Origin of the sequence: Pseudomonas sp. K8 (assembly GCF_014889455.1) — a bacterium.
Lineage (GTDB): Bacteria > Pseudomonadota > Gammaproteobacteria > Pseudomonadales > Pseudomonadaceae > Aquipseudomonas > Aquipseudomonas veronii.
In genome coordinates, this window is sequence record NZ_VJWO01000013.1 from 53,201 (window position 1) to 72,867 (window position 19,667).

Here is a 19,667-nt window from a genome sequence, read left to right on the forward strand (position 1 = left end):
TAAATTCGCCGCCCCGAGTTTTACAAGGATGTAGATCATGGCGAACGCTGCCATCCCCCACCAGATTTGGAGCAGTTCAAGAAAGTCGACGCCGCTGATCGCCGGCCGAGAAACGACAAATCCCGCCATTGGCGGGATTTGTCGTTTCAATGCGTGCGTTACAGCCAGCGTTCTCAGGAAGGGAACAGATCGCTCAGCTTCATCGCCAGCATCATGTCGCCTTCGGTGCGCAGGTTGCCGCTCATGAAGGCCTGCATGCCGTCGGTGTCGCCGCTGACGATGCCTTCCAGTGTTTCGCCGTTCATGACCAGGGTCACCTGGGCGTCAGGGTTTTCGCCTTCCTGCAGTTCACAGGTGCCGTCTTTGACGCTCAGCGAGAAGTGTTTGCTGTCATCGATACAGAAACCGAATACCAGGTCCAGGCCGGCAGCAGCGGCTGGGTTGAATTTGGCTTTCATTGCTTCTACGGCTTTAGCTACGTCAGTCATGGTTTCGATCCTTTAGGGTAGAGTCCAGCGACCTTGGGGTCACGGTTGGCCGCACTTCATCGGAAAGTGATGAGCTGCGGCGCCTTCAACAGTTGCAAGTGGGTATGACTGTTGAAGGAAGCCAGTGCCACCTCGCGACCGCGGAATTTCAGCTGGTTGAGCGAGGTGTTAACAATTTGCCAGTTCAGTTCGAAGGCCTGGGCGGCCGGCATCCGGGTAATCAGGTGGAGCAGGGCGGTAATAGTGCCGCCGGAGGTAAACACGGCGATCTTGTGCGTGTTGTCGGCCGCTTCCAGCAGACGCTGCAGGCCACCCTGGACGCGCTCGACAAACCCCAGCCAGCTTTCCAGCCCCGGCGTATCGTAAGTGCCGGCCACCCAGCGCTCGATGATCAGGGCGAAGATGCGCTGGAATTCGCTGCGGTTCTGCGCGGCGTTGCGCAGGATGTCCAGGGCGTCGGGTTCGCGGGTGAGCAGGTCGGGGAGCAGGGCGCGGATGATCGCGTCGGCGTCGAATTCGTTGAAGGCGCTGTCGACTTCCAGGGCTGGAACCGCCAGGCCGAGGGCGCTGTATTGATCGAACGCGGCCGTGGCGGTGTGCTGCTGGCGGCGTAGGTCGCCGGCGACGCAGCGGTCGAACGTCACGCCCATGTCTGCCAGGTGGCGACCGAGGATTTGCGCTTGTTCCACGCCGACGGGCGACAGGACGTCATAGTCGTCTGCACCGAAGGAGGCCTGGCCATGTCGAATCAGATAGATGCTGCCCACGTCCGTTTTCCCGGTACGTTGAAAGTCTGGCGAGGTTATGAGGATGCCTGCGAGCTGTCAATGAAAAAACATACGCTTGTTTTAAAAGCGTGTTAGAGCGCCTGCCTGCTGGCGGTTTGAGCACTGGCTCCCCGGCGGTCCCGTCGGTATGCTTGGGCGATCCGCGCCTGGCGCCGTGCATTGTTAAGGAGACACATGGATTTTTTGGCTGAATACGCGAGCTTTCTGGCGAAGACCGTCACCCTGGTGGTCGCGATTCTGGTGGTACTGATCAGCTTCGCGGCACTGCGCAGCAAAGGCCGTCGCAAATCGGCTGGCCAGTTGCAGGTCAGCAAGCTGAATGATTTCTACAAAGGCCTGCGCGAGCGCCTTGAATCGACCGTGCTCGACAAGGATCAGCTCAAGGCCCTGCGCAAGTCTGAAAGCAAAGCCGAAAAGAAGAACAGCAAAAAGAAACCCGAGGCCAAGCCACGGGTGTTCGTGCTCGACTTCGACGGCGACATCAAGGCCTCGGCCACCGAGAGCCTGCGTCATGAAATCACTGGCTTGCTGAGCCTGGCCACGCCCAAGGACGAAGTGGTGCTGCGCCTGGAAAGCGGCGGCGGCATGGTTCACAGCTACGGTTTGGCGTCGTCGCAACTGGCGCGGATTCGCCAGGCGGGCGTGCCGTTGACCGTGTGCATCGACAAGGTCGCGGCCAGCGGCGGCTACATGATGGCGTGCATCGGCGAGAAGATCATCAGCGCACCGTTCGCGATCCTCGGTTCCATCGGGGTGGTGGCGCAGTTGCCCAACGTCAACCGCCTGTTGAAAAAGCACGATATCGACTTTGAAGTGCTGACCGCCGGCGAATACAAACGCACCCTCACCGTGTTTGGCGAAAACACCGAGAAGGGCCGGGAGAAGTTCCAGGAAGACCTGGACATCACCCACCAGTTGTTCAAGAACTTCGTGTCGCGCTATCGCCCGCAGCTGGCGATCGACGAAGTGGCGACCGGGGAAGTGTGGCTGGGTGTTGCAGCCCTCGACAAGCAACTGGTCGACGAGCTGCAAACCAGCGACGAATACCTGGCCACCAAGGCCAAGACCGCCGAGGTATTCCACCTGCATTACTCTGAGCGCAAGAGCCTGCAAGAGCGCGTGGGCCTGGCGGCCAGCGGTTCGGTGGACCGCGTGCTGCTGACCTGGTGGAGCCGGTTGACCCAGCAGCGGTTCTGGTAAGCCTTTTTGGGGTATAGGTAATACCTGTGGGAGGGAGCTTACCCCCTCCCACATTTAGTTCGGTGTGGGTATCGGCTTGCGCATCAGCCTCCCCACCACCAGCGCTCCGAGCAATCCCAATAACCCTGCCACCCACAACACCCCGCTGAACCCGTCCACAAACGCCTGCCGCGCCAGCGGTTGCACCATCACCCGTGCCGACTCAGGCACCAGGTTCAGCGCCGCAGGCATATCACCCGCCACCACCCGCGAAGCGATTCCCGCCACCTGCGCCTGCCATTGCGGGTCGATACTTGCGCGCAACAGCTGTTCGCTGTGGCTGCTCAGCAGTGCCCCATACACGCCGATGGCCAGCATGATCGCGCTGAAGCGCATGGTGGTGCTCATGCCCGAGGCCATCCCCGCACGCTCCCGTGGCACGCAGGCCATGATGTTTTTCTGCGTATCGCCGTTGAGCAAACCGGCCCCGGCCCCGGTGACTGCAATCGCCAGGGCAAAGGGCAGGTAGCCGCCGACATTCAGCGCCCAGGCGCTCAACAGGTTGCCGCAGCCGACGAGGGTCAAACCGCTGGCCATCATGGTTGCCGGCGCCAAGCGTTGCGCCAGGCGTGCGCCGATCCGTGGGCCAATCAGCATTGTCAGCGCGAACGGCAGCATGCCCAGGCCCGAGGCAATCGCCGAAAAGCCCAGGCCGTTCTGCAGGTAAAACGGCAGCAACGTCATCATCACTTGGGCGCAGCCGGCGTAGGCGAACATGCCCAGCAGGGCGCCGATAAAGCGCGGGTGACGGAACAGTTGCAGGTCGACCATCGGCCGCTGCTGCAGCCGCTCGACCAGCACGAACACGCCCAGGAGCAACCCGCCACCGAGCAGGCGCGCGTAGGTCAGCGGGTTGTCCCAGCCGATGCGGTTGGCCTCGATCAACCCCCAGATCAAACACAGCAGGCTGGCGCTGAACGCCAGGCTGCCCCACGGGTCGAGCCGCGCAGCCAGGGTATCGCGGGACTCGGGGATGGCGTGCAGCACCAGCGCCATCAACCCCAGGCCCACCGGCAGGTTGAGGTAGAAAATCCAGCGCCAGCCCAGGTACTCGGTGATCAAGCCGCCGAGGGTCGGTGCGGCGGTCATTGCCACGCCCATGCACGCGCCCCAGAACGCCCAGGCCTTGGCCCGCTCCACTTCGTCGTGGAAGGTGTGGCCAATGGAGGCGAGCGCCGAGGTGAGCAGCAGCGCGGCACCGACGCCTTTGACGGCGCGCGCGATATCCAGCCACAGCGCGCTGGGCGCGGCGCCGCAGCCGAGGGAGGCGAGGATGAAAATACCCAGGCCCCAGGTCAGGCTCCTCTTGCGGCCGAAGCGGTCGGCGACGCTGCCGGCGGGCAACAACAGCGCGGAGAAGGCGAGCATATAGGCGCTGACCACCCACTCGATATCCGCGAAGTTGGCCCCCAGGTCGCGGGCGATACTCGGCAGGGTGACGGCGACGATATTGGTGTCGAGCACGATCAGCGAGCAGACGCCGGAAGCGGTCAGCAGTGTCAGGCGTGGACTGACCCGGCTCATGCTGTAATTACCCTACAGGCAATATGGAAAAGGCAGTTGACGGACATCGCAAGGGCTCTCTACTGTTGAAGTACCTTGAGCTTATCCCCGCACGCTGCTGCCTTTGTTAGCCACGGCGAAGCACTTCATTACCTTTGAGCTAATCCTCGTATGGACATCCGCCATTTTCGCTACTTCCTGGCCGTGGCCCGACAGCGCAACTTCACTCGCGCCGCCGAGCAGTTGGGCATCGCCCCGCCGACCTTGAGCCGGCAGATCCAGGACATGGAAACCAGCCTGGGCACGCGCTTGTTTATCCGTCAGCAGCGCGAAGTCAGCCTGACCGAAGCCGGCGCCGCGCTGCTGGTCGAGGCTGAAGCCACCGTGCGTCAATTCGAATTTGCCCAGCGCAGTGCCCAGCGTGCCGGGCGTGGCGAGACCGGCCACATCGAATTGGGCTACGTGGCTTCGGCGGTGTATTCCGGGTTGTTGCAGCGACAAATGCACGGGTTCAGCCAGGCGTTTCCCGACGTCAGCGTGAACGTGCGCGAATGTGCGATGGCGACCTTGCCCGGCGCGGTGGCGGATGGGCGCTACGACATAGGCTACATCCGTTCGCCGATGACGTTGCCCGACGGCGTGGAGGCGGTACGCCTGCACCGCGAAGGTTTCGTGTTGGCGCTGCCCCAGGATTCCTGGTTACTGGGCTTGAAGGGCATCGGTTGCGAGCATCTGCAAAACGAGACGTTTATCCTGCCGGAGCAGATCAGCGGCACGTTGCACGTCGCCGCCCAAGGCGGTTATGCGCCGCGCCTGGGGCCGCAGCCGGGCGGGTTGGTCGCGGTGGTGGCATTGGTGTCGTTGGGGCAGGGCGTGGCCGTGGTGCCGGCGTCGGTGGTCGGGCATGTGAGTCTGCCGGGCGTGGTCTATCGCAGTATCCAGGGCAGTGAGGCGGCGTCGTGGCTGTCGTTGATTCACCGGCGCTTCGAGCAAGCGCCGGCGGTGGCGCGGTATATCCAGCAGGTCAAACAAGCGCCAGCCTGAAGCGTTACACCAGCCGCGGCTGCACGGAATCGGCCAGGCGGGTGAGGATCAGGCAGCACGACACCGCGCCGGCATCCAGCACGCCCAGTGAGCGTTCGCCCAGGCGGCTGGCGCGGCCGATCTTGGCCACCAGGTCCTTGGTCGAGTCGCGCCCCTGTGAGGCGGCGGTTTTCATCGTGTCGAGCGCATCGCCGAAGGACGCCCCCTGTGCATGGGCCCGCTCGAACGCTTCGACCGCCGGGATCAAGGTGTCCATCAGGCACTTGTCACCCACGCCGGCCTCGGTGATGTCCTGCAACGAGGTCAGGCCGCCGCGCAGCAGGTGAGCGAAGGTGGCCGCGTCGATGTCTTCGCAGCCGCGCACTTCATCGGCCATGCCGATAAACAGGCTGCCGTACAACGGCCCCATGGAGCCGCCGATGCCTTCCATCAGGCTCAGGGTCAGTTCGTCCAGGGCTTCGGCCAGGCTCAGTTGGCGGCCTTCGATCGAGCGCCCGCAATGGGCGAACCCCTTGGCCATGTTGATGCCGTGGTCGCCGTCGCCAATCGCGCCGTCGATTTCGCTGAGGTACTCACGGTTGGCCACGATCACGCTGACCAGGTCGGCGACGATGGCGCTGCCATCGCGGGTGGAAAAATGCTCGCTCATGGTTCACTCCGCCTGGGTCATGCCGATGGAACGGCAGGGTTGGTCGATCAGGGTTTTCAGCTCGGTGTCGAGGCCGAGCAGGGTCAGGGTCACGCCCATCATTTCCAGGGACGTGAAGTAGTTGCCCACGTAGCAACGGTGGATTTTCAAACCCTTGGCGGTGAGTTGGCGTTCCACCTCGGCGTAGAAAATATACAGCTCCATCACCGGCGTGGCGCCGAGGCCGGAGACCAGCACCACCACGCTGTCGTCCTGGCTGAAGTCGCGGTCGGCGAGGATCGGCGCGAGCATGCGCTCGGCCATGGCGGCGGCGGGTTCGATCGGGATGACTTCGATGCCCGGTTCGCCGTGATGGCCGATGCCCAGTTCCATCTGGCCGTCCGCAATCTCGAAGTTCGGCTTGCCCACGGCGGCAATGGTGCAGGGGGTGAGGCCGATGCCGATCGAGCGGCAGTGGTCGACGGCTTTCTGGGCGACGCGGATCACACCGTCCAGGTCGTAGTGCTGGGCAGCGGCGGCACCGCCGATCTTCCACATGAAGATTTCCCCGGCCACGCCGCGCCGCTTGGCGATCTCGGCCTTGGGCGCGGACGCCACGTCGTCGTTGGCGACCACGGTGCGGATACGCATGTCTTTGCTGGCGGCCATTTTCATTGCCAGCTTCACGTTCATGTTGTCGCCGGCATAGTTGCCGTACAGGCAGGCCACGCCGGCGCCGTGGTCGGCGGCGCGGAACGCATCGAAGAAGCTCTTGGCGGTGGGCGAGGAAAAAATCTCGCCGACGGCCACGGCGTCGACCAGGCCGGGGCCGACGTAGCCGAGGAAGGCCGGCTCATGGCCCGAACCGCCGCCGGTGACGATGCCGACGCAGCCTTGGCCCGACGGTTTGGCTTTGACGATGACCCGTGGATTGGTTTCGTACTGGCGCAATTGCGGATGCGCGACCAGGATGCCGCGCAGCATGTCCTCGACCACGTGGTCCGGATCGTTGATGACTCGATTCATAACGCGGGTTCCTGTGTTCTTGTTTTATGGGTTCACAGCTGTTCAGTGTGGGAGGGGGCTTGCTCCCGATGGCGGCGTGACAGTGAGCTCATCAATTACTGAGCCACCGCTATCGGGGGCAAGCCCCCTCCCACATTGGGATGCGTGGTGTGTTTAGGGTTCGAGGACGACCTTGAGTGATTTGTCGCCTCGCTCCATCACCGCAAACGCTTCCTTGAAGTCCGCCAGGGCGAACTTGTGGGTCACCACGTCACGCATGTCGATCTTGCGGTTGCCGATAAAGTCGATGGCGCGCGGGTACATGTACGGCCCCAGGTGCGAGCCGAGGATGTCCAGTTCCTTGCGGTCGCCGATGATCGACCAATCCACCGTAGCCTCGTCGTTGAACACGCTGAACTCAACGAAACGCCCGAGTTTGCGCAGCATCGCCAGGCCCTGGTTGACGGCCTTGTGATGACCGGTGGCTTCGATATAGATGTCGCAGCCGTAGCCGTCGGTGATTGCGCGGATCTTCGCCAGCACGTCCACCTCGGCCGGGTTCCACACTTCGTCGGCGCCCATGCGCAGGGCAAGGGCGGCGCGTTCGGGTTTCATGTCGAGCACGATCAGCTTTTTCGGATTGCGCATGCGTACTGCGCCGATGATCCCCAGGCCCAGCGTACCGGCGCCGGCGACCACCACCACGTCGTCGAAATCTACATTGGCGCGCTCCGCCGCGTGCAGCGAGCAGGCCAGCGGTTCGATCAGGATCGCCTCGTCCGGCGCAATCGAGTCCGGCACTTTATGGATGATGCCTTCCTTGGTGAAGATCATGTACTGCGCCATGGCGCCCTGCACATTGTTCTGGAAGCCATACAGGTCGTGTTTCTGGCACATCCAGTACTGGCCGTGGTTGCAGAAGCGGCAGCCCCAGCACGGCACGATCTGCTCCGAGATCACCCGGTCGCCGACCTTCACTCCACGCTTTTCCGCGCCGGGGCCGAGGGCCACCACGCGGCAGACGAATTCGTGGCCGGGGATCATCGGCGGCTTGACGTAGCGCGGTTGCTCGGCGTCGCCCCAGAACGACGGGGCGCCGCGATAGGTCTTGATGTCGCCCATGCAAATGCCGCACAGCTCGACCTTGGTGAGGATTTCATCGGGGCCGGGGGTGGGCACGTCGACGGTTTCCAGGCGGTAGTCTTCCGGGCCATGGCAGACCACGGCCTGCATGGTTTTCGGGATGATCGGGGTGAGTTGCTCGGGCGTGCGTTCGGTAACGGTGGACATGACAAAACCTCACGACAAATAGATGAATTATTGAATGCTGTAGCCGCCGTCGATCACCATGTTGGCGCCGGTGATCATTTGCGCCGCGTCGCTGAGCAGGTACAGCGCCAGCCCGGCGATTTCTTCCGGCTGGGCAAAGCGGCCCGCCGGGATCTGCAATTTGGCCCGTTCGCCGACTTCGCCGGCCCAGGCCTGCTTGCCCAGCGCGGTCTCGACGATGGTGGGGGAGATGGCGTTGACGTTGATCTGTGGCGCCCATTCCATGGCCAATACCTTGGTCATGCCGACGATGGCCGCTTTGCTCGCGCAATACGCGACATGCCGGTCCAGGCCGATCACCGCGGCCTGGGAGGCCAGGTTGACGATGCGCCCGCCGCCCTGGGCGAGCATGTGCCGGGCGCAGGCCTGGGCGACGAAGAAGCTGGCCTTGAGGTTGATGTCGAGGGTGGTGTCCCAGGCGCTTTCGCTGACGTCGATGGCCTTGTCGAGCAAGGCCACGCCGGCGCTGTTGATCAGGTAATCGAGGCGTTGGAAGTGGGCGAAAACCCGGTCGACGCTGTGTTGCACCTGGTCGATCTGGCTGAGGTCGACGGCAATGCCCAGATGCTCGGCGCCGAGGCCGGCGGCCACGGCCACCACCGCCGGGTCGCGGTCCAGCAGCGCCACCCGCGCGCCGCGTTCGACCAGCAGGCTGGCGCAGGCCAGGCCGATGCCGGCGGCACCGCCGGTGATCACCGCGCAACGGCCGGTGAGGTCGAAGGCTTGGTTCCAGAATCCAGACATGAATGACTCCTCTTTTAATGCACTGGAGATTCAATGTGGGAGGGGGCTTGCCCCCGATGGCGGTGTGTCAGTCACCTGATCTATCACTGGTGCACCGCTATCGGGGGCAAGCCCCCTCCCACATTTGCTCCCACACTTGAGTGTGTTTCAAGCCAGTAGTTACTTGCCGCCGCTGACTTGTTGGTACAGCGCGTCGGCATTGGCGTTGGTCACCGGCACCCACGGCAGGATGTAGGTCTTGGCGGTGCCGTCGGCCCATTTCACGTCCTTGGCATAACGTTCCCAGATCACCGATTGCGGTTTGTAGTCCTTGCCGGCGAGGGCGCGCAATGCCACGTCCAATGCGCCTTGGGACTGGGCCTGGGCGTCCTGGAGGAAGGTGGTGACTTCGTCTTTCTTCGCCGCCTGGATCGCATCCGGCATACCGTCGATCGAGGTAACGGGCACGTCCTTGGAGGTCAGGCCGTGGGACTTCAGGGCCTGCACAGCGCCCAGGGCCATGTCGTCGTTCTGCGCGATCACGCCGTTGATGCCTTTGGGGTGGGCGTTGAGCCAGTCTTCAGTCAGCGCCAGGGCTTGGGCGCGGTCCCAGTTGGCGGTTTTTTTCTCGATGATCTTGATGCCGGGGTGCTTGCCCAGCACTTCCAGCTCGCCTTTTTCCCGGTCGATCTGCGCCGACTGGCCAATCGGGCCCTGGATGATCACCACGTTACCCTTGCCGTTGAGCTTGTCGACCATGGCCTGGGCCTGCAGGCGGCCGCCTTCGACGTCGTCGTTGCCTACATATGGCACGGCGGCGTCGGCCACTTTGGTGTTGGAGGCAATCACCACCACGTCGTTGCTCATGGCCTGCTTCACGCTGCCGACGCCGGCCTTGGTGTCGATGGGCACGAACAGGATCGCGTCGTAGTGTTGGGTCACCATGTTTTCGATCTGGTTGTTCTGCGTCAGGGCGTCGTAATTGCCGTCGAACACGGTCAATTGCACGGTGCCGTCCTTGACCGCCGGGTGTTCCTTGAGCTCGCGGACCCAGTTCTGCATGAACTGGCCCTTGAGGCCGTAGACGGCTGCGCCGACCTTGTAGGTTTTGCCGTCGGCGGCCACGGCGATACTGCTGGCGAGCAGGGAGAGGGCCGCCACGGCGGCCAGGGTGGTACCAAGTTTCATGAGGGGAACTCCGTTATTGTTGTAGTTGGGTCGTTCTCTAGCGTTTTTTCTTGCGCCACACGTCGATCAGTACTGCGAACACGATGATCAGGCCCTTGGCGACCTGCTGGTAATAGGACGACACGCCGAGCAGGTTCAGCCCGTTGTTGATCACGCCGATCAACAGCGCGCCGAACAGCGTGCCGACAATGCTGCCGGTGCCGCCCGACAAGCTGGTGCCGCCGATCACCACGGCGGCAATCGCGTCCAGCTCATAGGACACCCCGCCTGGGGCAGGGCGGAAGTGGTGCGCGCCGACAACACCACGCCGGCCAGTCCGGCGAGCAGGCCCGAGACCACGTACACCGAAAACATCACCTTGCGCACGCCGATGCCGGAGGTGCGCGCGCTCTTTTCATTGCCGCCCACCGCGTACACATAACGGCCGTAAGTGGTGTAGCGCAGCACCATCCAGAAGATCAGCGCGACCACGGCAAAGATGATGATGGGGATGCCGATCGGGCCGATCTTGCCGATACCCAGTGCTAGGTAGGCATCTGGCAGGTCGGTGATCGGGCTGCCGTCGTTGAGGATGAAGGTCATGCCGCGCGCAATGCTGAGCATGCCGAGGGTGGCCACGAACGGCGGGATCGACAGGTTGGCGACCATGAAACCATTCACCACGCCGAGCATCGCCCCGGCGAACATCCCGGCGCTCACCGCCGCCAGCAGGCCGTAACCCTGGGTCGCGACCATCGCGCTGCACAGTCCGGCAAACGCGAGGATCGAACCCACGGACAGGTCGATGCCCTTGGTCAGGATCACGTAGGTCATGCCCACGGCGAGGATGCCGTTGATGGAGGTCTGGCGCAGGATGTCCATCCAGTTGCGCCAGGTCATGAAGTATTCGCTGGAAAATGCCATCACCACGCACAGCAGGATGAACACCAGCGGCAGGCCGAAGCGGTCGAGGGACAGGCGCAGGCGGTTGCGCGGCGCGGCGGTGATGGAGGTGGCTGGGGTGGACAGGGTTTTGGCATTCATGAGGCAAGACTCAACAAGGCTTCCTGGGAAAGGGCGGTGTCGGTGCTGATGGTCACCAGTCGGCCGCCTTTGAATACGGCGATGCGATCGCTCAAGTGCAGCAGTTCCGGGGCTTCCGACGACACCACGATGGCGGCGCCGCCGGCACGCACGAACTGGTCGAGCAGGTGGTAGATCTCCTGCTTGGCGCCTTCGTCGATGCCGCGAGTGGGCTCGTCACACAGTAGGCACACCGGTTCGGTCGACAGGCATTTGGCGAGCACGACTTTCTGCTGGTTGCCGCCGCTCATGGAGGCCACCGGCAGTTCCAGGGAGGCGGTCTTGATCTGCAGGCGCTTGACCATGTCCTGGGCCAAGCGGGTTTCCTTGCGCGCGTTGATCAGCGACCAGCTCGACAGGCGTTTGTAGGCCGACAGGGCGATGTTCGACAGAATGCTGCCGGTCAGCACCAGGCCGCTGTCTTTGCGGTCTTCGGTGACCAGCGACATGCCGGCGTCGATGGTTGCCTTGGGCTGCCCGATCGGCATGGGTTTGCCTTGCAGGGTGACGTTGCCGGAATCGGCCACCGTCAGCCCGTAGATGCAATTGAGGAACTCGCTGCGCCCCGAACCCATCAGGCCATAGATGCCAAGGATCTCGCCCTGGCGCAGTTGCAGGCTGATGTCGTGGAACTCGCCTTTACGGCTCAGGTTGTCGACCTGCAGGCAGGTGGCGGCGGCGCATTCGCGGCCGACCTTGTGGTCGATGCGCGTCAGTTCCTGGCCGACGATGCCGCGCACCAAATGGTCGCGGTCGATATCTGCCATGCGCCCGCTTTCCACGAAGGCGCCGTCGCGGAAGATGCTGTAGTCATCGGCAATCTGCGCCAGTTCGCTCAAGCGGTGCGACACATACACGATGCCGGCGCCACGGGCGGTGAGGCGGCGGATCGCCTTGAACAGGGTCTGCGCTTCGTGCTCGCCGATGGCCGAGGTGGGTTCGTCCATGATCATCACCTGGCAGTCATGGCTGAACGCCTTGGCGATTTCCACCAGTTGGATCTGCGCCACGCTGAGGCGGTGCATCGGGCTGCTGGCGTCGACGTCGAACTCCAGGCTTTCGAGCAGCTCGCGGGTGCGCCGGTTCAGGGCCTTGTTGTCGACGATGCAGCCGGCACGGCGTGGTTCGCGGCCCAGCCAGATATTTTCGGCGACGGTCATGTAGGGGATGGGTTCCAGCTCTTGGGTGATCATTGCGATCCCCGATGCCAGGGCTTCACTCGGGCGGTTGAACTGCACCGCTGTGCCGTTGAGCAGGATGGTGCCGGCGTCGCGCGGGGTGATGCCCATCAGGATGCTCAGGAACGTCGACTTGCCCGCGCCATTGCCGCCGCACAGGGCGTGGACGCTGCCGGCACGCAGAGAGAGGCGCCCGTCACGCAGGGCAGGGATACCGGCGTAAGCCTTGGCGACGTGTTCAGCCTGGAGCAGTAATGGCGTGGCCATCGGCGTGTCCTCGTGCTGTGAATTCTTATTAGGTCGCACAGTCATGTTTCGCTGTGAGCATATGTGTATCAAATGAAATTCTGATCAGTCAATCTCTTTCATGTAAAAGCTGGGATTCTGATGTTTTTCGCCAATAACGCCTTTCTAGACCGCTTTGACTGCCGGGTCAGTTAAATCATGCTTGACAGAGAGGGGGTGATGCCCGCGAAATGACTGAACGATATTTCACTGAGTGATCATCTGATCAGTCATAAGCACGACCTCGGCAGCGGAGCCAGACGCCATGAACACACCTTTCCCGGTGGCTATCGGATGCGATGAAGCGGGTTTTGAGCTCAAAGAGCTGTTAAAGCGCCATATCGAGACGCTGGGCTACCCAGTGACCGACTTCGGCACCCATTCCACCGCGCCGGTGCTCTACCCGGACATCGCGCTGGCCGTGGCCAATGCCATCAATGCCGGGCAGCAGCGCCTGGGCGTGCTGGTGTGCGGCACCGGGATCGGCATGGCCATCTCGGCGAACAAGGTGTTGGGGATTCGCGCGGCGCAGGCCCATGACACGTACTCGGCGGAGCGCGCGCGCAAGAGCAACGATGCGCAGATCCTGTCCATCGGCGCACGGGTGATCGGCGCCGAGCTGGCCAAGAGCATCGTCACCGCGTTCCTGGCCTCGGAGTTCGAGGCGGCGCGTTCCGGGGCCAAGGTCGCGCGCATCAATGCGATCGAGCGCGATGGGCATCAGTAGTGGACGTGGCGGGGCAAGAGTCGGGAGAATGTGCCTTTGACGCCGAAACGGAAGCCCGTCCCCATGAGTGACAGTAGCCAGCGCATTGCCAGCGATATCGATCAGATGACCGAAGTGGCGATGCTCTATTACCTCGAAAACGTCACTCAGGAAGCCATCGCCAAGCGCTTTGACCTGTCGCGGGCAAAAGTCAGTCGCCTGCTCAAACGTGCGCGCGATGAAGGCATTGTCGAAGTGCGCGTGTTGCAGCACCCGGCGATGAACAATGAGCTGGAACGCGCCTTGGTGGAGCGCTTCAAGCTCGACCGCGCCCTGATCGCCGTCGACCACAGCGACCCCGACACCCAGCGCTCGGCCGTCGCTAGCCTGGTGGCCAATTACCTGAACAAGACTTTGAGCGACGGCATGATCGTCGCCGTGGGCATGGGGCGTAATGTTGGCGCGGTGGCCGATAACGTGTTCCTGCCGGTGACGCGCAATTGCACATTTGTCTGCGCCATCGGCGGTTCGCTCAAGGCTGGCGAATACATGAACCCCGACCATATCTGCCGGCGCCTGGCCCTGCGCTTTGGCGGCGAGAGTGAAAGCCTGTACGCGCCGGCCCTGGTGGCCAACCCGGAACTGCGCGGCGTGCTGATCAATAACGACACGGTGCGCTCGACCCTCGATCGGGCGCGGCGTGCCGACATTGCGCTGATCGGCATCGGCGACATGAGCGAGAACAGCAACATGGTACGCATGGGCTGGTTCTCGCCCCAGGAGATTGCCCAGGCGCGGTTGTCCGGCACGGTGGGCGACATGATGGGGTATGACTTTATCGATATCCACGGGCAGCCGGCGGTCAACGCCATCCAGGGGCGGGTGATCGGGCTGACGGTGCAGGAGTTGTTCCGGATTCCGGATGTGGTGGCAATTGCCAGCGAGAACACCAAGGCGGCGGCCACGCTGGGGGCGTTGCGGTCGGGGGTGATCAACACCCTTGCGACCACGGTCACGAATGCTCATACCATATTGGCGCTGGATGAAGCGACCCGTAAAGCCTGATACGCCACAGGTCAAGGTGTGGGAGGGGGGGGGGCGACGATTTGATTTGCTCCCGATAGTGGTCTTTCAGTTACATATATGCTGGCTGATACACCGTCATCGGGGGCAAGCCCCCTCGCACATGGGGTTTGGGGACAGGTTTTGTAATGGTTTTGTGTTGTAGGGAATTTGTATTTCGAATGTAGGATTGAGGTCCTTTTGTTATTTCAGGACTTGCATGAACGCCCTTTCGGAGCCCCCCAGTCGTCTTTCTCCAAGACAACCGCTGTCGCTGTTCCCGCTGAAGCACCTCGTATTCCAATGGTTAACCCTTTCCCGGTCCCCTGACCGCGCTTTGCCGTGCCCGGCATTCTGAACACTGATAAAGAGACTCTATAAATGGAATGGTTAGCGGACCCTACGGCCTGGCTTGGCCTGTTGACGTTGATTGTGTTGGAGCTGGTGCTGGGCATCGACAACCTGGTGTTTATCGCGATCCTGGCGGACAAGTTGCCGCCGGAGCAGCGCGACCGTGCGCGGTTGATCGGTTTGTCCCTGGCCTTGCTGATGCGCCTGGGCTTGCTGGCGAGTATTTCCTGGTTGGTGACCCTCACCCAGCCGTTGTTCGAGGTGTTCGACAAGAGCTTCTCCGGGCGTGACCTGATCATGCTGTTCGGTGGTGTGTTCCTGTTGTTCAAGGCCACCATGGAATTGCATGAACGCCTTGAGGGCCATGTGGTGCAACGCTCGGGCAATGTGGCCTATGCGATGTTCTGGCCGATTGTCGCGCAGATCGTGGTGCTCGACGCGGTGTTCTCCCTCGACGCGGTGATTACCGCCGTGGGCATGGTCGATGAGTTGGCGGTGATGATGATCGCGGTGATCATTTCCATCGGCCTGATGATCGTCGCGAGCAAGCCGCTGACCCGCTTCGTCAACGCGCACCCGACGGTGATCATGCTGTGCCTGGGCTTCTTGATGATGATCGGTTTCGCCCTGACCGCCGAAGGCCTGGGCTTTCATATTCCGAAAGGCTACCTGTATGCGGCGATTGGTTTCTCGATCCTGATCGAGGTGTTCAACCAGATTGCCCGGGCCCGGCGCAAGAAGTCGGCGCAAGGCGTGTTGCCCGTGCGGGAGCGCACCGCCCATGCGGTGATGCGCTTGCTCGGCGGGCGCAACCTGACGGAGGACGAGGTGGGCGAAGAGGTGGCCGATCTGTTGGGTGAACCGGATGTGACTCAGGGCCCGCTGTTCGACCGACGTGAGCGCGTAATGATCAGCGGCGTGCTGCAACTGGCCGCGCGGCCGATCCGCAGCTTGATGACGCCGCGGGCCAAGGTCGACTTTATCGATTTGGCGGACGATCGCGACACTATCCGCCTGAAACTGATGCGTTCGTCCTACTCGCGCCTGCCGTTGATCCGCAACGGTGCTGTCGATGAGCCATTAGGTTTTGTGCATAAGAAGGAGTTGCTCAAGGATTACCTGGCCGGCAACGAACCGGATCTTGAGCAACTGGCGCGCCGGGCGATCAACTTGCTGGCGAGTTGCTCGATCCTCAACGCCCTGGAACAGATGCGCCAGGCCTCGACCCACATCGCCTTCGTGATCAACGAGTGCGGTGAGTTCATCGGCGTGTTGAGCATGACCGATATTCTTGAGTCCATTGCCGGTGAGTTGCCGGACGCCATGGTTCATGCAGGTTTTCCGGGGGCTGGTGCCACAGGCGTGACCGGATAGGCTTGGGTGTACTGCTCGAAGGCGCTTTCCAGCGCGTCTTCGGCAAGGCCGGGGAGGGCGTCGAGCAGTACCTGGTCGCGGTAGATCAGCAGCATCGGAATGCGGTCGACACGCGGATGCCTGGGCGTGTTGACGCAGTCAAGGATCAAGACTTTGGCCTGGTCCTTGTAACGCTCGCTGATTCGCATGAAGCGCGGCATCGCGTCACTGCACGCGGTGCAGTCATGTGACATGAACACGATAAACACAGGCTGCGGGGTATTCAGTTCCCGTTCAAACGCAGCCTTGTCCTCAACCACCGCGTTGACATAGTTCACGAGGGCTTCTCCCTGTTGTACCTGCGCTTACGCTAGGTGGGAAGAACGCCTGCGTCTACTGTCAATCTTCACAGGTCGCTCGCACGCCCGTCAGAACCCGTTCAAGTGCGCGCACTGCCATGGTGCGCGGTAACGCCAGGCTGGTGCGCCCAGGTGAGCCTGTCACCGCAGTGTGGGGCCTTGGGTAGCAAAGGGATTGCACCTGCTGGCGATACGCCTTGTGTCGCATGAATGTTTATATCGCTGATTTAAAACGAGTTTATTCCCAACCTATTTTCCCGCTCGTGCGTATGGCACACTTTCTGCTGTCTATTCCGTTGTTACATACTAAGTTCCGGTATAGCGGAATACACAACTCCTGGAGTGCTTGTCATGCATCACCGACCTTCCGTGTTCAAAGCGTGTGTTTTTCTCTTCGCCGCATCGGCTTCCCTCGCAAGCACTGTGCAGGCGGCGGGCAGCAAGCTCGATGATGTGCTCAAGCGTGGGCATCTGATCGTGGGTACAGGCAGTACCAATGCGCCGTGGCACTTCCAGGGAGCGGATGGCAAGTTGCAGGGGTTTGACATCGACATCGGCCGCATCGTGGCCAAGGGCTTGTTCAACGACCCGAGCAAGGTCGAGTTTGTGGTGCAGTCCTCCGACGCGCGGATTCCCAACCTGCTGACCGACAAAGTCGACATGAGTTGCCAGTTCATTACCGTCACCGCCAGCCGTGCGCAGCAGGTAGCGTTTACCCTGCCGTACTACCGCGAAGGCGTCGGCCTGCTGCTGCCGAACAACAGCAAATACAAGGAGATCGAAGACCTGCAGGCCGCCGGCGACGGCGTCACCGTGGCCGTGCTGCAAAACGTCTACGCCGAAGAACTGGTCCACCAGGCGCTGCCCAAGGCCAAGGTCGACCAGTACGACAGCGTCGACCTGATGTACCAGGCGGTGAACTCCGGCCGCGCCGATGCGGCCGCCACCGACCAGTCTTCGGTCAAGTACCTGATGGTGCAGAACCCCGGCCGCTACCGCAGCCCGGCGTATGCCTGGAGCCCGCAAACCTACGCGTGCGCGGTCAAGCGTGGCGACCAGGACTGGCTGAACTTCGTCAACACCGCGCTGCACGAAGCCATGACCGGTGTGGAATTCCCCACCTACAAGGCCTCGTTCAAGCAATGGTTCGGCGTCGACCTGCCGGAGCCGGCGATTGGTTTCCCCGTCGAGTTCAAGTGATTCGTGAAAACCGGGGCGCCGCGAACGGCGCCCCCATCAGGTACTGTCGACCATGAACTATCAGTTGAACTTTGCCGCCGTGTGGCGCGACTTCGACACCTTGCTGGCGGGGCTGGGGCTCGGCCTCGAATTGGCGCTGCTGTCGATCGCCATCGGTTGCGTGATCGGCCTGCTGATGGCGTTTGCCATGCTGTCCAAGCACCGCGCGCTGCGCCTGTTGGCCTCGGTGTATGTGACGGTGGTGCGCAATACGCCGATCCTGGTGCTGATCCTGTTGATCTACTTCGCCTTGCCCAGCCTGGGTATCCGCCTGGACAAGATCCCGTCGTTCATCATCACCCTGTCGCTGTACGCCGGTGCCTACCTGACCGAAGTGTTCCGCGCCGGGCTGCTGAATATTCCCAAGGGCTTGCGCGAAGCCGGGTTGGCCATCGGCCTGGGCGAGTGGCGGATTCGCGCCTATATCACCGTGCCGGTGATGCTGCGCAACGTACTGCCGGCGCTGTCGAACAACTTCATTTCGCTGTTCAAGGACACCTCGCTGGCCGCCGCGATCGCGGTGCCGGAGCTGACCTATTACGCCCGCAAGATCAACGTCGAAAGCTACCGGGTGATCGAAACCTGGCTGGTCACGACCGCGCTCTACGTGGCCGCCTGTTACCTGATCGCCATGCTGCTCCGTTACTTGGAACAGCGTCTGGCGATCCGTCGTTAGAAGAGGCTCGCATGTACCAATCCCCCAGCTGGCTGCATGAGTTGTGGATCGCCCGGGACACCCTCTGGGCCGGGTTCCAGGCCAGCGTCTATGTCTCGGCGCTGGCGATTATCTTCGGCACCCTGATCGGCATCGTCGCCGGGTTGATCCTGACCTACGGCAGATTCTGGATGCGTCTGCCGTTTCGTCTGTATGTCGACCTGATCCGTGGCACGCCGGTGTTTGTGCTGGTGCTGGCGTGTTTCTACATGCTGCCGGCGCTCGGTTGGCAGATCAGCGCGTTCCAGGCCGGTGCGGTCGGGCTGACGCTGTTCTGCGGCTCCCACGTCGCGGAGATCGTGCGCGGCGCGCTGCAAGCCATTCCCCGCGGGCAAATGGAAGCGGGCAAGGCGATTGGCCTGACGTTCCACCAGTCCCTGGGCTACGTGCTGTTGCCCCAGGCGCTGCGGCAGATTTTGCCGACCTGGGTCAATTCCTCCACGGAAATCGTCAAGGCCTCGACCCTGCTGTCGGTGATCGGTGTCGCCGAGTTGCTGCTCAGTACCCAGCAGGTGATCGCGCGCACTTTCATGACCCTGGAGTTCTACCTGTTCGCGGGTTTTCTGTTTTTTGTCATCAACTACGCCATCGAGTTATTCGGGCGCTACATTGAAAAGCGGGTGGCCTTGCCATGAACCAACCTCAAACGACCCAACCGCTGCTGGACATTCGCGGCCTGCGCAAACAATACGGCACGGTGGAAGTGCTCAAGGGCGTCGACCTGTCCATGCAGCGCGGCAACGTGGTGACGTTGATCGGCTCCAGCGGCTCGGGCAAGACCACGCTGCTGCGCTGCGTCAACCTGCTCGAAGAGTTCCAGGGCGGTCAGATCAGCCTGGATGGCGAGTCCATCGGCTACAGCGACATCGCCGGCAAGCGCGTGCGCCACCCGGAGCGGGTGATCGCCCAGCATCGCGCCATGACCGGCATGGCCTTCCAGCAGTTCAACCTGTTCCCGCACCTGACGGCGCTGCAGAACGTCACCCTGGGCTTGTTGAAAGTTAAGAAAATGCCTAAGGACGAAGCCGTGGCCTTGGCGGAAAAATGGTTGGACCGTGTAGGGCTCCTGGAACGCCGCAATCACTTCCCCGGCCAGTTGTCCGGCGGCCAGCAACAGCGCGTGGCCATCGCCCGTGCGATTGCGATGAACCCCAGCCTGATGCTGTTCGACGAAGTCACCTCGGCCCTCGACCCGGAACTGGTGGGCGAAGTGCTCAGCGTGATCAAGGGCCTGGCGGAAGAAGGCATGACCATGTTGCTGGTGACCCATGAGATGCGCTTTGCCTACGAAGTCTCGGACAAAATCGTCTTCATGAATCAGGGGCGCATTGAAGAACAGGGCTCGGCGAAGGACATCTTCGAACGCCCGCAGTCGCCGCGCCTGGCGGAATTCCTGAAGAACATTCGTTTTTAACTGTCAGT

Annotated in this window: 18 protein-coding genes and 2 pseudogenes; 9 read left to right on the forward strand and 11 right to left on the reverse strand. The window is 62.2% G+C overall.

Annotated elements, in window-relative coordinates:
* Positions 1-173 precede the first annotated feature (173 nt).
* Both INT12_RS12065 and INT12_RS12070 read right to left on the reverse strand, forming a co-directional pair.
* Positions 174-488: an SCP2 sterol-binding domain-containing protein gene (locus INT12_RS12065; RefSeq protein WP_193058860.1), complete on the reverse strand. Its 315-nt coding sequence runs from the start codon at positions 486-488 to the stop codon at positions 174-176.
* Between the two features lie 56 nt (positions 489-544).
* Entirely contained in the window at positions 545-1,255 is a 711-nt protein-coding gene (locus INT12_RS12070; protein ID WP_017846668.1) for a histidine phosphatase family protein, read from the reverse strand.
* 195 nt (positions 1,256-1,450) lie between these two features.
* Here INT12_RS12070 and sohB point away from each other — a divergent pair, with 195 nt between their 5' ends.
* Complete coding sequence (sohB, locus tag INT12_RS12075; RefSeq protein WP_046383102.1) at positions 1,451-2,476, forward strand: protease SohB; 1,026 nt, start codon at positions 1,451-1,453, stop codon at positions 2,474-2,476.
* A 54-nt stretch (positions 2,477-2,530) separates the two neighbouring features.
* On the opposite strand, the gene INT12_RS12080 is transcribed toward sohB, so the two are convergent.
* On the reverse strand, positions 2,531-4,039 hold the full coding sequence (locus INT12_RS12080) for an MFS transporter (RefSeq protein WP_193039740.1): 1,509 nt from the start codon (positions 4,037-4,039) through the stop codon (positions 2,531-2,533).
* A gap of 150 nt (positions 4,040-4,189) precedes the next feature.
* Here INT12_RS12080 and INT12_RS12085 point away from each other — a divergent pair, with 150 nt between their 5' ends.
* Positions 4,190-5,062: a LysR family transcriptional regulator gene (locus INT12_RS12085; protein ID WP_046383104.1), complete on the forward strand. Its 873-nt coding sequence runs from the start codon at positions 4,190-4,192 to the stop codon at positions 5,060-5,062.
* A gap of 4 nt (positions 5,063-5,066) precedes the next feature.
* On the opposite strand, the gene dhaL is transcribed toward INT12_RS12085, so the two are convergent.
* The 7 genes and pseudogenes from dhaL to INT12_RS12120 all read right to left on the reverse strand — a co-directional run bounded on the left by dhaL (position 5,067) and on the right by INT12_RS12120 (position 12,442).
* Positions 5,067-5,711 carry a dihydroxyacetone kinase subunit DhaL gene (dhaL, locus tag INT12_RS12090; protein ID WP_126586723.1) on the reverse strand — a complete coding sequence of 215 codons (645 nt, stop codon included), beginning with the start codon at positions 5,709-5,711 and terminating at the stop codon, positions 5,067-5,069.
* Positions 5,712-5,714: 3 nt separating this feature from the next.
* On the reverse strand, positions 5,715-6,716 hold the full coding sequence (locus tag INT12_RS12095) for a dihydroxyacetone kinase subunit DhaK (RefSeq protein ID WP_017846663.1): 1,002 nt from the start codon (positions 6,714-6,716) through the stop codon (positions 5,715-5,717).
* 153 nt (positions 6,717-6,869) lie between these two features.
* On the reverse strand, positions 6,870-7,985 hold the full coding sequence (locus INT12_RS12100; RefSeq protein WP_046383106.1) for an MDR/zinc-dependent alcohol dehydrogenase-like family protein: 1,116 nt from the start codon (positions 7,983-7,985) through the stop codon (positions 6,870-6,872).
* A 27-nt stretch (positions 7,986-8,012) separates the two neighbouring features.
* Positions 8,013-8,768: an SDR family oxidoreductase gene (locus INT12_RS12105; protein ID WP_046383107.1), complete on the reverse strand. Its 756-nt coding sequence runs from the start codon at positions 8,766-8,768 to the stop codon at positions 8,013-8,015.
* A 159-nt stretch (positions 8,769-8,927) separates the two neighbouring features.
* On the reverse strand, positions 8,928-9,935 hold the full coding sequence (locus tag INT12_RS12110; RefSeq protein ID WP_017846660.1) for a substrate-binding domain-containing protein: 1,008 nt from the start codon (positions 9,933-9,935) through the stop codon (positions 8,928-8,930).
* A 37-nt stretch (positions 9,936-9,972) separates the two neighbouring features.
* Positions 9,973-10,958: pseudogene (locus INT12_RS12115) on the reverse strand (ABC transporter permease).
* Positions 10,955-12,442 (reverse strand): sugar ABC transporter ATP-binding protein, encoded by a 1,488-nt coding sequence (locus INT12_RS12120; RefSeq protein WP_046383108.1) that lies wholly within the window; start codon positions 12,440-12,442, stop codon positions 10,955-10,957. The pseudogene INT12_RS12115 and the gene INT12_RS12120 overlap by 4 nt, the downstream one beginning before the upstream one ends.
* Before the next feature lie 283 nt (positions 12,443-12,725).
* Here INT12_RS12120 and rpiB point away from each other — a divergent pair, with 283 nt between their 5' ends.
* From rpiB to INT12_RS12135, 3 genes and pseudogenes are all read left to right on the forward strand, one after another.
* A complete protein-coding gene (gene rpiB / locus INT12_RS12125) occupies positions 12,726-13,187 on the forward strand; it encodes a ribose 5-phosphate isomerase B (protein WP_017846657.1) in 462 nt (153 codons plus the stop codon).
* Between the two features lie 63 nt (positions 13,188-13,250).
* On the forward strand, positions 13,251-14,231 hold the full coding sequence (locus INT12_RS12130; RefSeq protein ID WP_017846656.1) for a sugar-binding transcriptional regulator: 981 nt from the start codon (positions 13,251-13,253) through the stop codon (positions 14,229-14,231).
* Between the two features lie 378 nt (positions 14,232-14,609).
* A pseudogene (locus INT12_RS12135) lies at positions 14,610-15,902 on the forward strand (TerC family protein); the annotation flags it as partial.
* Between the two features lie 5 nt (positions 15,903-15,907).
* Here the strand turns inward: INT12_RS12135 and INT12_RS12140 are convergent.
* Positions 15,908-16,270 (reverse strand): thioredoxin family protein, encoded by a 363-nt coding sequence (locus INT12_RS12140; RefSeq protein ID WP_046487241.1) that lies wholly within the window; start codon positions 16,268-16,270, stop codon positions 15,908-15,910.
* Between the two features lie 372 nt (positions 16,271-16,642).
* On the opposite strand from INT12_RS12140, the gene INT12_RS12145 reads away from it, so the two are divergent.
* Genes INT12_RS12145 through INT12_RS12160 form a run of 4 tightly spaced genes read left to right on the forward strand, consistent with a single transcriptional unit; the run spans position 16,643 to position 19,659 of the window.
* Positions 16,643-17,491 carry a transporter substrate-binding domain-containing protein gene (locus INT12_RS12145; protein WP_017846653.1) on the forward strand — a complete coding sequence of 283 codons (849 nt, stop codon included), beginning with the start codon at positions 16,643-16,645 and terminating at the stop codon, positions 17,489-17,491.
* A gap of 52 nt (positions 17,492-17,543) precedes the next feature.
* Positions 17,544-18,206 (forward strand): amino acid ABC transporter permease, encoded by a 663-nt coding sequence (locus INT12_RS12150; protein ID WP_017846652.1) that lies wholly within the window; start codon positions 17,544-17,546, stop codon positions 18,204-18,206.
* An 11-nt stretch (positions 18,207-18,217) separates the two neighbouring features.
* Positions 18,218-18,880, forward strand: coding sequence for an amino acid ABC transporter permease (locus INT12_RS12155; RefSeq protein ID WP_177033423.1), 663 nt, complete (start codon positions 18,218-18,220; stop codon positions 18,878-18,880).
* Positions 18,877-19,659, forward strand: a complete 783-nt coding sequence (locus INT12_RS12160) for an amino acid ABC transporter ATP-binding protein (protein WP_017846650.1) — start codon at positions 18,877-18,879, stop codon at positions 19,657-19,659. Before INT12_RS12155 ends, INT12_RS12160 begins: the two co-directional genes overlap by 4 nt.
* The last annotated feature ends 8 nt before the right edge of the window (positions 19,660-19,667 follow it).